This is a genomic window from Oricola cellulosilytica (assembly GCF_019966575.1).
GTDB lineage: Bacteria > Pseudomonadota > Alphaproteobacteria > Rhizobiales > Rhizobiaceae > Oricola > Oricola cellulosilytica.
On the sequence record NZ_JAINFK010000002.1, the window covers coordinates 518,200 to 530,613 of the forward strand.

Consider the following 12,414-nt stretch of genomic DNA (forward strand, 5'->3'; position numbering starts at 1 on the left):
AGGCCCATCAGATCGACTGGTTGTACTCGCCCACTTCCTCGTTCTCGCGCAGCACCGCGTCGACGGCCCGGAACATTGCGATCTTGCGTTCCTCCGACACCGGGCTTTCGACGACGACGACCAGTTCCGGCTTGTTCGACGAGGCGCGCACCAGCCCCCAGGTGCCGTCATCGGCGACGACCCGCACCCCGTTAACCGTCACCAGGTCGGCGATCCCCTGCCCGGCGATCTTCTCGCCTGCCGCCTTCATCGCCTCGAACCGCTTCACCACCCGGTCCACCACCTCGTATTTCACCTCGTCGGCGCAGTGCGGCGACATGGTCGGCGAACCGTAGGTCAGCGGCAGGTCGCGGTAGAGTTCGGCCATCGATTTTCGCGGATTGCGGTCGAGCATCTGGCAGACGGCGATAGCCGTCACCAGCCCGTCATCGTAGCCGCGGCCGATCGGCGGGTTGAAGAGGAAGTGCCCGGACTTCTCGAAACCGGCGACCGCGCCCAGTTCCTTGACGCGTCGCTTGATGTAGGAGTGGCCCGTCTTCCAGTAGTCGGTGACGGCGCCGTTTTCCTTCAGCACCGGATCGGTCATGAACAGGCCGGTCGACTTCACGTCGACAACGAAATTCGAGGCCGGATACACGCCCGAAATGTCGCGACCGAGCATCACGCCCACCTTGTCGGCGAAGATCTCGTTGCCCTCGTTGTCGACCACGCCGCAGCGGTCGCCGTCGCCATCGAAGCCGAGACCCACGTCGGCGCCGGTCTCCAGCACATGATCGCGGATGGCGTGCAGCATCTCCATGTCTTCCGGGTTCGGATTGTAGCGCGGGAAATCGAAATCCAGCTCAGTGTCGAGCGGGATCACCTCGCAGCCGATGCGCTCCAGCGCCTGCGGCGCGAACGCGCCCGCCGTGCCGTTGCCGCAGGCCGCGACGACTTTCAGTTTTCGTTTTATTTCAACGCCTTCGACGAGATCGTCGATATATCGATTCCGGAAACCTTCGACCGCCTCATAGGTGCCGCCGCCGGTCAGGTCGAAATCGCCGCCAAGCACAATGTCGCGCAGTTGCGCCATTTCGTCGGGGCCGAAGGTCAGAGGCCGCTCGCAGCCCATCTTGACGCCGGTCCAGCCGTTCTCGTTATGCGAGGCGGTCACCATGGCGACGGACGGGCAGTCGAGCGCGAACTGGGCAAAATAGGCCATCGGAGACAGGGCCAGTCCGATATCCCGGACATGGGCGCCTGCCGCCATCAGCCCCTGCGCCAGCGCCAGCTTGATGCCAAGCGAGTAGGAGCGGAAATCGTGACCGATGACGATATCCGGCCCGGCGCCGAGCCGGCGGATCAGCGTGCCGAGCCCCATGCCGAGCGCCTGCACGCCGAGCAGGTTCAGTTCCGGCGGCTTGCCGGAAGCCGGATGCCCGAACCACCAGCGCGCATCGTATTCGCGGAATCCCGTCGGCTTGACGAGCGGCCGGGTCTCGAATTCAAAACTATTCGGCGACAGGTCAGTGCTCGGCTTCATCTTTCGCCTTCCGTTTGGTCGTTCTCCGGCGTAGTGCAGGCAGCCGTGGAGGGAGAGTTATCGCTGATCCGGGTTGACATCTTCCTTACGTGTCACGGGCGGAGCGAAAACGTCGAAACATCCAAATCTCCGGCTTGCGGGAAGGAGTGTGGGGCGTTATAGACCGCAACCGCTTGGTCACGGAGTGTAGCGCAGCCTGGTAGCGCACCTCGTTCGGGACGAGGGGGTCGCAGGTTCAAATCCTGCCACTCCGACCAAAATCCCCTCAACAAACTGCACTTACCCAGCGGCACTGCTTGCGGTGTTTCGCCCGCGGGTCGAACCTGCAATACACGACAAACGTTCCATCAATGATAATTGCGGGAGGGGAGACGAACGCAGATGCAGGCAGCATGGGCTATCGGCCTGATGACCGGGACCGTCCTCGACGGCAATATCGACATCGCGATGGTCAAAACGGATGGCCAGGCGATCGAGGCTTTCGGACCGTGGGAGCTCGCCCCCTACCCTCCCGGCATTCGCGACCTTCTCGAAAGGACGCTCCAGGCGGCGCGCGAATGGCAATTCAGCGGTCCCGAGCCGGAAATCTTCCGTGAGGCGGAGAAAGCCCTTACGGAAGCGCAATCCCATGCGGTGAACGATTTCCTCAAGAAACACGGATATGCGGCATCGGACATAGCGGTCGTCGGATTTCACGGACAGACGGTGCTGCATTCCGCGCCGAAGAACGGCATACCTGGCCGAACGCGCCAACTGGGCGACGGCCGCCGGATGGCCGCGATCACCGGCACGAACGTCGTTTACGATTTCCGCTCCGCCGACATGGCGGCCGGCGGCCAGGGCGCGCCGCTCTCGCCCGTCTATCACCGGGCGATGCTGAAGAAGATCGGCGCGGGCGCCGACACCGCGATCCTCAATCTCGGTGGTGTGGCGAACGTCACGTGGTGCGACGGCGACGAGATGATTGCGTTCGACACCGGCCCCGCCAACGCGCCCGTCAATGACTGGATCGGGCGGCATGGCGGCGCCGACATGGACGTCGACGGGAAGACCGCCGCGGGCGGGAGGGTCGACGAAACCCGATTGCAGGCGCTCCTGGACCACCCCTATCTCTCGGCCCCCTACCCCAAGTCACTGGACCGCTTCGACTTTCCGGCTTCGATGGCGGACGGAATGAACCTGCCCGACGGTGCGGCGCTCCTGACCGCATTCACTGCCGGCGCCGTCGGACGGGCGCTAGATCTATTGCCGCGCCGCCCGACGCGGTTGGTCGTTTGCGGCGGCGGGCGCAGGAACCCCACCATGATGCGGGACATCGCAGAGCGCGCCGGGGTCGAGGCGGTTCCAGCCGAAGCGGTGGGCCTGCGCGGCGATGCGGTCGAAGCCGAATGCTTTGCCTATCTCGCAATGCGGTCGGTGTGGCGCCTGCCGATCAGCTACCCGCACACAACCGGGGTCGAAGAGCCGAAGACCGGTGGCGTGCTTGCCTCCGCGCCAGGCTCGACGCCTATCGGTTGATCAGCTCAAGCCAGCGGAAATAGGCGGAATGGTCGAGGTCCGCCCCGTCCCGGTTCTCGACCAGATCCGCGAATGCCGCCTCGGTTTGCGCCGCAATCGGAAGCCGCAAGCCGGACGTCTCCGCCTGCGCCATCACATTGCGCAGGTCCTTCAGTTGCGCGGTAGTTTTCCCGCCGGGCGTAAAATCGCGCGCGATCATCCGCTTGCCGTGCAGTTCGAGTATCCGGCTGTCGGCAAAGCCACCCCGGAGCGCCGCGTGCAGGCTCTTCAGGTCGCATCCGGCCCGCTCGGCCAGAATGAACGCCTCGGCGACAGCCCCAATGGCGGCTCCGACAATCAGCTGATTGGCGAGTTTGGCGACCTGCCCCGCTCCCGAGGGTCCGAGCCATGTCGCCCGGCCCATCGGAACGAACACATCCTTGGCGTTCTCGAAGACGTCTTTCTCGCCGCCGGCGAAGATCACGAGTGTGCCCTGTTCCGCCCCGACCACCCCGCCGGACACGGGACAATCGAGAAAATCGCGCCCGGTATCGCGGGTCCAGGCGGCAAGGCTGCGGTCGCGCTCGGGTTCCGTGGACGCCATATTGACGATCAGCGCTCCGGGAGCGGCGGCCTCGATCGCGCCCGCGTCCTTCAGGACCGCCTCGGTCGACGCGCCATCGAACAGCATCGATACCACCACCTCGACGCCCTCCGCCGCTTCGGCCGGGCTGCCGTGCACCGATGCCACGTCGGCGAGCGCCTCCGCCTTCTCGCGCGAGCGGTTCCACAACCGCAGTTCGTTGCCTGCTTGCGCCAGCCGCCGCGCCATCGGCGCACCCATCAGGCCGGTTCCCAGAAACGCGATCTTCATGGCTCTTCCTCCCCATCGCGCCCGCGCCAGTCCGGATGGCCCGGCGAATTCCGTTCGCGTCAAAATTGCACTATTCGTGTTCAGTGTTTATCGCCGCCACCAAGCTCGGGGAACCGTTTCCGTCGATAAGGAGTCAGGAATTTTGACAGATGCAGCCAAAGCAGGGATCGGCCTGATTGGCCTTGGGACCATGGGTTCCAATCTGGCGCTCAATATCGCCGAGAACAGCGTGCCGGTCGCGATCTTCAATCGCACGACCGAGACAACGCACGAATTCGCCCGCGCCGCAGGACCGCTGGCGAAACGGATCGTCGCGTGCGAGACGCTCGAGCAGCTTGTCGCGGCGATCGAACCGCCACGCGCGATCATCCTGATGGTTCCCGCCGGACCCGTGGTGGACGAGCAAGTCGCCGCGTTGCGCCCCCTGATCGAGGACGGCGACATGATCATCGACGCCGGCAACGCGAATTTTCACGACACCAACCGACGTGCGGTCGAGGCGGCAACGAACGGCGAGCTCTTCCTCGGCATCGGCGTCTCGGGCGGTGCGGAAGGCGCCCGCCACGGCCCGTCCATCATGGCAGGAGGGCCGAGGGAGGCCTGGGATCGCGTGGCCCCGATTTTCGAGGCGATCGCAGCGCGATATGAAGGCACGCCGTGTGCAACGTGGATGGGCGAAGGTGGCGCCGGACATTTCGTCAAGACCGTGCACAACGGCATCGAATATGCCGACATGCAGATGATCGCGGAAGTCTACGGCGTCATGCGCGACGGAATGGGCATGTCGGCGCCGCAATGCGGCCAGGTCTTCGCGCGCTGGAACGAGGGTCTGCTGAAATCCTACCTGGTCGAGATTTCAGCTCGGATCGGGGAGGCTTCGGATCCGGAAACCGGAAATCCTGTCCTCGATATCATCGCCGACCGGGCGGGCCAGAAAGGTACCGGCCGGTGGACGGCTATCGAGGCCCAGCACCTGGCGGCTCCGGTTACGGCCATCGAGGCGGCGGTTGCGGCACGCAATATGTCGGCGGCGTCGGAGGTGCGGGCCGAAGGCGAAAGGATCTTCGGCGCCGCGCCGCGGGTTCTGGAGAATGGAGCCTTGTCGATCGACGACCTCGAGGCAGCGCTGATCGCCGGAAAGATCGTCTGCTACGCGCAGGGTTTCACCATGATCGCACGCGCTTCCGCCGAATTCGGCTGGGCATTGCCGCTGCCCGATATCGCAAGGGTCTGGCGGGCCGGATGCATCATCCGCTCGTCGATGCTCAACGATATGGCGACGGCGCTCGAGGCCAATCCCGACAGGAACCTGATGTTCGCCGATTTCTTCTCATACCTGCTGAAGGCCAAGCATCCGGCGCTTCGCACGACGGTCGCGGCTGCGGCGCAGAACGGCCTTCCGATGCCCGCACTGACCGCCGGCCTCGCCTACTTCGACATCATGCGCACGGAACGCTCGACCGCCAACCTGATCCAGGCCCAGCGCGATTTCTTCGGGGCGCACGGTTTCGAACGGATCGATCGGCCAGGCCAGTATCACGGACCATGGGGCGCGAGCGGTTGAGCAGCCCGAGCGCCTGCAGCCCTGTCCGTTGTGCAGAGATTGGGACGGAGCCGGTGACCGGAACTGTGGAAACATACGACAGGAAGTAGCCTTACCGCCGCAACTTCGACCGAATTCACGGAGAAATCACGCAGCTTGAATACCCTTCCTCCATTCGCTTTTCGAGTGGAGGCGGCCGAATGGCGCACGGGGCTTCTTTTTCATCCAGGACGTACGGATATAACGAACCGGTCCAGCAGCTGATGAGCCCGGTTTTCTATCTTAGCGGGGAAACGCCCCCCACAGAGGGGATATTCGGGTGGCGTCTCGGCATGGAGGCTGAAAGGCGCGGCAAGCCGAAAGCCGAACTTGTTCTTGAGGTCCTGCAGCGCCTTGCCAGGAAAATGGCGCTCGACGGAATGTTCGTCGGCCCCGACTCCAATAATCCCGACGTCCCCGCCGGCTATACCTATCTCGGACAACTGATCGCGCACGACGTGATCTTCAACAACACCGCCGATCTTGCCGGCCAGCGCGAGGAACACGAACGCCCTTTTGCCTCGCCTGCCCTTGATCTGGACTGCCTGTACAGGGGCGGGCCCGAACGGTCTCCGATAATCTACGCATGGGCCAAGGACGCCGATGAAAGGTGTCTACTGCGGATGGGCAAAACCTCGGGCCGGGCTTACAGGGGCCCCGACACCGGCAGCAAGCATCCATCAGCCTCGGCTGATCCCGTCGCGATGGATCTGCCCGGCCTTTCTCTATGCCCCGAGGCGACCAGCTCGTCCGAAGTGCCCGAAAAGGATCCGCAGGGCCGATGCCCGGCCGACCGCCTGATCGGCGACCCGCGCAACGACAACAACCTCATCCTCTCGCAGATCTGCGTGCTGTTTCACCGTTTTCACAACAAGGTGTGCGCGGAAGTGGCAGGCCAATCCGATATCCGTCCCGGCAAGGAGGTATTCGAGATTGCGCGAATGGTTGTGATCGACACCTATCGCCACATAGTGCGTAACGATTACCTGAGCCACATCCTCGAGCCGCGCACGTGGATGGTCCAGCAGAAGGCGCAAGCCCGCGGCGAGCACTTCTATGCAAAACGCCTCGCGATAGACCCCACGACGCCGCTGCCGTCGGAATTCTGGCTTGGCGCCATGCGCATCGGCCACGCGATGGCACAGCCGGTTTACGAAATAAACGGCGTCCAGCCGCAGCCGGTCTCGCTGGCCACGGTGATGAGCTTCCGGCGCGCGAACGTGCACAATCCGCAAAACGTCGCGGGACAGCCGGTAACCAACGACTGGCTGGTCGATCTGGATCGATTCTTCGCCGCCGACGACCACGAGCCTGTCATCGCCAGCCGGCGGATCCGTCCGGCCATCGCGCGGGCGCTCTATTCCGGCAAATCGCTCCAACCGGCGGACCTGGAGGGTGTTCGGAGCCTCTACGAGCGGCTCGGCGGCGTGCCCTTCCGCGATCTGGCGAGGGGGTATCTGCGGGGCCTGCCCAACAGCCAGTACCTGGCCGCGATGTTCGGGGTGCCACATCTCAGCCGCTCGGAACTGATTGGCGACGATCGCTCCGGACTTCGTGGCATGTACGGCGCCAGCATCAAGAACCCGCTCCAGGAAGCCGATTTCGACGCTATCGGCGCGTTGGCGGATGACACCCCCCTGGAATGGTATCTGCTGCGCGAGGCTGAAGTGCAAAATGGCGGCCGCCGGCTTGGCGCGCTCGGTTCGGCCATCATCGCCGACATCCTGTTTTCGCTGCTGGACCGTGCCGCCGAGCAACCGCCGCGGCAACTCGGCTTCTGGAAGCGGCAGATATTTGGAGAAACCCATCCTGCGACCATGCGGGGCATCATCCGCTATGTCGACGCCGAACACACGGAAAGGAGAGCGGGACGGCCAGGCTCCCAAACAATGGCTTAACGAGGAAGGAAGGACAGGACATGACACATTCGGACTCACCGGCCCCCATCGAGATGACGATGAGCGATCGCGAGGCGGCGGGGCGGCTGATAATCGACCTGGCGCTTGGCAATGTTCCAAAACCGGAGAACAACGAGGATGCGCTTCAGCTTCTCGCGGCGCACGGGATTGAACTCGAGAATTTCACGACCTCCGGCAAGCAAATCCGGTTCGTCAGCCGCGACGAGGCGCTCTACATCGTTCTCCCGCCTGCCGAGTTGATGCGGAGCCGGATCGAGGAATACTCGGAAAGCGAGGGTCCCTACCCTCTCCCGGACGAGTATCGCAGCCAGATTATGGGGGATGAGGATGCGCTCGATGCGCTCGAGATGTTCTATTTCCGGGTGGGTGATTACACCTTCGGCCAGTGCAGATAGGCATCGGCCGCGCCAGCCCGTCAGGATGGATTTGCCTCCCGTCGTCCTGACGGGCGCTCACTCATGCATCAGATTTCCGGTTGCCACAAGATTTCGTCGCCGACGGGGAGACCGGCAGCCTGGAGCCCTGATCGCAGACGCAGCCACGTGTCCCTGTTGCGAATGGGAAAACATTGCAGGAACCACTGCATGATGCGTTCCTCGGTCGGATCCACGTCGACCGACCATAACCGCTGCGTATCGCGCACGAACAGACGAGCGGTTTGTCGTGCCTCGTCCGTCATGCCGAGCAGACCCTCGGCGGCGGCCTTCCATCCCGGCAGATTGGATATCGAGGGGCTTGCCCTTCCGGCCGCCATGACGCAACCTTCATAATCGCCGGCCATGAACCTGATCCCCACCAGATAGCTCCAGTGCGGCTGCGGGAGGAACGGCGTGAGGAGAGTCGCCTTCCCAACCAGCCGTTCGGCTGTCTCGTGGCGATCCATGAAAGCTGCCGCCTGCGCCGCCGACATCAGCAGAGATGGGCTACTGGGATCAAGCTGCTGGCACAGATCGAGGTGTATCTCCGCGCGCGCGAACCGGCGCAGCATCATGTTGCACCAGGTGGCAGTGAGATGACTTCGTGCGTCCAGCGGATCCAGTTCTACCGCCTTGCGCACGAGATCCAGTGACTTCTCGTGGATCGCCTCGTCGCGCATCAGTCCAGGCAACACGATGTGCCGCGAATTGTAGATGTTGGCCAGGCTGCTGTAAGGCGGCGAAAATGCCGGCCACTCCTCGATCACCTGCTCAATCAGCTTTTCGGCCTCGAATTCGGACTTCGGCTGCCAGAACCCCATGAGGTGCTGCGCCTTAAGCCAGGTCATGTACGGCCTCTGCACGTAATCATGGCTACCAACACCCCGGCGCAAGGCATCGGCGGAGATATATACGTCGAGCGTCGCGGCGATCCTGCGCGTTATGTCGTTGAGACGCTTGCCCCAATCGTCGACTGAGAAAGAGTACATCTCCGACCACAACATCCGCCCCCGCAACGTGCCGACCAGGCGGATCGAGATCGCAACATCGTTGCCGTGGTTCACGAAGCTGGCTTCGAGGCGGTAGTCGGGACCGTGCCCGTCCACCGCCTGGTCAGTCGAATCAGCCTCGACGACTACCCACTCGCGGATCTTGCTGAGGCAAGTAATAAGTTCACTACGGAAGCCAAATGCAACGAAATGGTCAAGCTGGTCTCCCTCGCGAGGCATGGAAAAATTCACTGAAATAACCGGCAGCGCCAGGCTATCCTCCACCGTTGCCGTCTTGGTCTTTTTCTTCGGCCGCCCGTTCTCCGATGACACTGGTTCAAAACTGCCCATCTTCACACGGGCGATAAGTGCCAGCGTTTCTTCGGATGGCTCCATATCGTATTCGGCCGCGAGGTGATCCCAGAGTTCGGTATATTGCCGGATTGCCGCCGCGGTGTTGCCTTTGCGCGCGTAGCTCTCGATAACGGCGCGGTGCGCTTCCTCGTGGCTGGGATCGATTGCGAGCAGTGCCTCCGCGGCAGCTTCTGCGAGCGGTTCACCCCCTGAATTGCGAACCATGCCTTCAAGAGCCTTGCTTATCTGGGTGCGATAGCGCTGGCGGCTCACTGACAGCCAGATCTGGAACTCCTCGTCCAGATCGTCGAAGCCCTCGAGGATATTGTCAGGCTGAATCTGACCGGACCGCAATGGAGCGCAGATTTCACCGACCCCAAGCTGACGCTCTGCGGAAATGACATCGGTGTCGAACGCATCCTCATGAAGCCTGACGTCCGACCTATCAACATCCAGCGGATCTAGCCCGTGATCCTCGAAGGCTTTCTTGAGTTGTTTCAGACATTGCCGGAGCGAGGACCTCGCATGGTCCGGATCGCTCGCGCTCCAAAGCAAATGGGCGAGACGTTCACGGCTTTCGGTAAAGGTTCCGCTCAGGACAAGGTAAGCGACCATCGCTTGCGCTTTGCGGCTGGGCAGAACGATCCTGTTGCCCTCAGTGTCAGTGAGCTGAAAACCACGAGCGAGAGCAAGTTTCAGCCGACGCTTCGGAGCCGATACGCCTTCAGGGGTCATGTCCACCATTTGACCACGCATCCACTCATAGTTCATCTGGGAGTACCGAATTACCTGACCACAGGGAAGCCTATATCAATGGAACGTCCCTCCAAAGTCCGCCTTCAACGGGCGGCCTTTTCCGCCCGCCGGGTACGACGGAAGAATGGCCCAGCCGGGATGAAAGAAACTGCGGACAGGTCACCCGGACGGCATGGACGCCGGACGGTGCCCGATCAGGCACTTGGACGAATACGCTTTCCGTCTTGCGCATGACCGTGTCCATGAAGGCATTCTCACGCTGACTCGCTGGCTGGATCAGGGAGACGTCGGGCGGCCCCAACGTGGGCAAGTCAAGACCTTCCAGAAAGGGCAGATGCGTGTGTGGCGGCGGGACTCCGGGCTCATGCCTCATTCGCAACCGTGTGAGCGAGATTGCCAAATTCACCTGTGCCATTTCCAGGAACGCCCGGCCAACGGCTTCAGCCACGGACAATCGCGCAGCGTAGCCGATTGCCCTCGCGCGACCTGTACGGTCGATATGGGCGGCTGCCACGACATGGGCAGGATATTCGGACGATAGGCGGAAAAACGTGGTCGTGCGGAGAAGTGGGCCGGCCGCGCCTGACAACCGACCGGCCAGATCGGCGCCGCCATCACGCCCGAGGTCGAGAGGGCTCGCCGGCACTCCTTCGCGCCACCATCGGGCGGCTGCATCCCGCTCCACGAGTTCGAGTGTTGCCGCTAACAGCGCCTTTTCCAGCGACGCATGAACCGCTGCGCCCTCGCTGGGCGGTTGGCGCGAATTTCGAGCACGAAAGCGAAGAAATCTCTCCTTCTGCTCCGGCGTCGGCTCGGCGAGGCGGGCTATCCCCCCTTCCCAACCTGATAACACCTGCAAAACTGTGCCAGTCGATCGGGTGGCCAAATGTTCGAAAGACTCGCCGATGCAGGCCAGAAACGCCTCGCCCGGCGAGAAGCCTATCCCGTTCGCTCCGGTCGATTTCTCCGAGCTGTCGGCCGACGGCATCGTCGCCCCAATCGAGGTCAGTTTCGAAGCACCTGGCACCGGCAGCTCGAACATGTCCGGGAGTTCACAGGCGCGCTGCAATGCCGAAACAAGAAACGGACGGCTTATGCGGGAGGCACGCGCCTCAAATGCGATCGCTAAAACGGGATGAGAGGGAAAGGGGAAGGCTGCAGGTTCACCGGCCTCCTCCAGCCACGTCAAAATCCCGGACAACAGTTCGGTCGAATAAAGGTTCATCGATCCGCATCCGCCTCCCCTCCAGACGCGGGGCGGCAATGAAGATTGCGGCGCACAAGACGAAGGAAATCACCAGACATGCGCGGAGGAAACAACTTCAAGTGCGCGGTCGTAAGAGACATAGTGAAATCAACACAATAACCCACACTGGCCGGAGCGTGGCAAGTCTTCATCAAAGTCAAGCGAATCATTCATCATCTTGCACCGCACAATTCTGACGACGGAAAAAATCCAGGAATTTCTGTATCTTAAGAACGATTACCTCACTGGGTCATCAAAAATTCCGCCAAAACCCGGAGGTAAATTGCCGGCTTGATTAGAGATAAAACTAAATCAAGTATTCTACGGAGCCATATTCCCGGGCGTAAGGCGGTGCGTTCGATTAGCAAATATTAAATGCAACTTCTCCGAAATGCAGTTAGTTAACCGAAATTGTGTCTCGATGCTCCTTTCTGCCTTGACATCCTCGGGGAGACGTTCAGAACGTTGGTATTTGGCAACGATCCAGAGCCACCATATCCTCATGCTTAAAAATGTTGGTGCCTTGAACGACATATCCGATGCCGATCTCGTGAGCGAGATCGCGAAATGCGAAACCAGCTACGACATATTGCGGCTTGCCCGGGAAATAACCAAGCAGCACGGCTACGATTTTTTTTCGATCTCGCGTTTGCCGACCGGAGACGAGAGATATTTGTCCAACCTGTCGATCGTCAGCAACTGGCCGCCTGAACTTGTAAGCACGTTCGATCAACTGGGACTTCTGGACGACTGCTCAATCTTTGAGGGCCTGCGCAAAAGCACCCGTCCGCTGGTGTGGAATCTCGAGGATGTGGCAGACGTCAGTTCCGGCCAAAAAGGCGCGATGATTTACGACCTGTTCTCGACCTTCGGGTTGAAGAAGGGAGTATTCTTCTCCACCCACGAACCCTCCGGGAGACGGGGCACCATTTCATTTTCTGGCACGAGGGACGCGCCCACCGAGACAGAGATGATGGAGTTGAGTTACCTCTCCAACCTTCTGTACGAGAGAGTCGTCGAGATCAGGGCTCCCGCGCAAGCGCCGGAACAATTGCTGAGCGTGCGAGAGCGCGAGTGTCTCGTCTGGACGTCGGCCGGAAAGACAAGTGCCGAGATCGCGGCAATTCTCGAGCTCTCCGAACATACGGTTAACCATTACTTAAGTGCGGCATGCCAAAAGCTGGGGGCAGTAAATCGGGCCCATGCGGTTGCAAAATCCATAAGGTCCGGCCTCCTCGATTAGTGACCTTTTCGGAACA

The 12,414-nt window shown here is 61.7% G+C and carries 9 protein-coding genes and 1 tRNA gene; 6 read left to right on the plus strand and 4 right to left on the minus strand.

What is annotated here, in order from left to right:
* Window positions 1-7: 7 nt before the first annotated feature.
* A complete protein-coding gene (locus tag LC298_RS07205; RefSeq protein ID WP_131567726.1) occupies window positions 8-1,522 on the minus strand; it encodes a phosphomannomutase/phosphoglucomutase in 1,515 nt (504 codons plus the stop codon).
* 180 nt (window positions 1,523-1,702) lie between these two features.
* Here LC298_RS07205 and LC298_RS07210 point away from each other — a divergent pair.
* Together LC298_RS07210 and LC298_RS07215 are read left to right on the plus strand one after the other, a co-directional pair.
* Window positions 1,703-1,779: transfer RNA gene (locus tag LC298_RS07210), tRNA-Pro, on the plus strand.
* 124 nt (window positions 1,780-1,903) lie between these two features.
* A complete protein-coding gene (locus LC298_RS07215; RefSeq protein ID WP_131567725.1) occupies window positions 1,904-3,040 on the plus strand; it encodes an anhydro-N-acetylmuramic acid kinase in 1,137 nt (378 codons plus the stop codon).
* On the opposite strand, the gene LC298_RS07220 is transcribed toward LC298_RS07215, so the two are convergent.
* Window positions 3,030-3,893 carry an NAD(P)-dependent oxidoreductase gene (locus LC298_RS07220; protein ID WP_131567723.1) on the minus strand — a complete coding sequence of 288 codons (864 nt, stop codon included), beginning with the start codon at window positions 3,891-3,893 and terminating at the stop codon, window positions 3,030-3,032. The genes LC298_RS07215 and LC298_RS07220 overlap by 11 nt on opposite strands.
* A gap of 139 nt (window positions 3,894-4,032) precedes the next feature.
* On the opposite strand from LC298_RS07220, the gene gndA reads away from it, so the two are divergent.
* The 3 genes from gndA to LC298_RS07235 all read left to right on the plus strand — a co-directional run bounded on the left by gndA (window position 4,033) and on the right by LC298_RS07235 (window position 7,789).
* A complete protein-coding gene (gndA, locus tag LC298_RS07225) occupies window positions 4,033-5,457 on the plus strand; it encodes an NADP-dependent phosphogluconate dehydrogenase (protein WP_428977554.1) in 1,425 nt (474 codons plus the stop codon).
* 242 nt (window positions 5,458-5,699) lie between these two features.
* Window positions 5,700-7,373, plus strand: coding sequence for a peroxidase family protein (locus LC298_RS07230; protein WP_158284735.1), 1,674 nt, complete (start codon window positions 5,700-5,702; stop codon window positions 7,371-7,373).
* Window positions 7,374-7,393: 20 nt separating this feature from the next.
* Window positions 7,394-7,789 (plus strand): hypothetical protein, encoded by a 396-nt coding sequence (locus LC298_RS07235; protein WP_131567718.1) that lies wholly within the window; start codon window positions 7,394-7,396, stop codon window positions 7,787-7,789.
* Window positions 7,790-7,857: 68 nt separating this feature from the next.
* On the opposite strand, the gene LC298_RS07240 is transcribed toward LC298_RS07235, so the two are convergent.
* A complete protein-coding gene (locus tag LC298_RS07240) occupies window positions 7,858-9,897 on the minus strand; it encodes an AfsR/SARP family transcriptional regulator (RefSeq protein ID WP_158284734.1) in 2,040 nt (679 codons plus the stop codon).
* 61 nt (window positions 9,898-9,958) lie between these two features.
* Window positions 9,959-11,134, minus strand: coding sequence for a YcaO-like family protein (locus tag LC298_RS07245; protein WP_131567714.1), 1,176 nt, complete (start codon window positions 11,132-11,134; stop codon window positions 9,959-9,961).
* Between the two features lie 523 nt (window positions 11,135-11,657).
* Between LC298_RS07245 and LC298_RS07250 the strand changes: the two genes are divergently transcribed.
* Window positions 11,658-12,398 (plus strand): helix-turn-helix transcriptional regulator, encoded by a 741-nt coding sequence (locus tag LC298_RS07250; protein WP_158284733.1) that lies wholly within the window; start codon window positions 11,658-11,660, stop codon window positions 12,396-12,398.
* Window positions 12,399-12,414 lie beyond the last annotated feature (16 nt).

Coding starts and splice junctions, on each gene's coding strand:
- LC298_RS07205 (WP_131567726.1), bottom strand. CDS start 1,522: ATGAAGCCGAGCACTGACCTGTCGCCGAATAGTTTTGAATTCGAGACC.
- LC298_RS07215 (WP_131567725.1), top strand. CDS start 1,904: ATGCAGGCAGCATGGGCTATCGGCCTGATGACCGGGACCGTCCTCGAC.
- LC298_RS07220 (WP_131567723.1), bottom strand. CDS start 3,893: ATGAAGATCGCGTTTCTGGGAACCGGCCTGATGGGTGCGCCGATGGCG.
- LC298_RS07230 (WP_158284735.1), top strand. CDS start 5,700: ATGAGCCCGGTTTTCTATCTTAGCGGGGAAACGCCCCCCACAGAGGGG.
- LC298_RS07235 (WP_131567718.1), top strand. CDS start 7,394: ATGACACATTCGGACTCACCGGCCCCCATCGAGATGACGATGAGCGAT.
- LC298_RS07240 (WP_158284734.1), bottom strand. CDS start 9,897: ATGGTGGACATGACCCCTGAAGGCGTATCGGCTCCGAAGCGTCGGCTG.
- LC298_RS07245 (WP_131567714.1), bottom strand. CDS start 11,134: ATGAACCTTTATTCGACCGAACTGTTGTCCGGGATTTTGACGTGGCTG.
- LC298_RS07250 (WP_158284733.1), top strand. CDS start 11,658: ATGCTTAAAAATGTTGGTGCCTTGAACGACATATCCGATGCCGATCTC.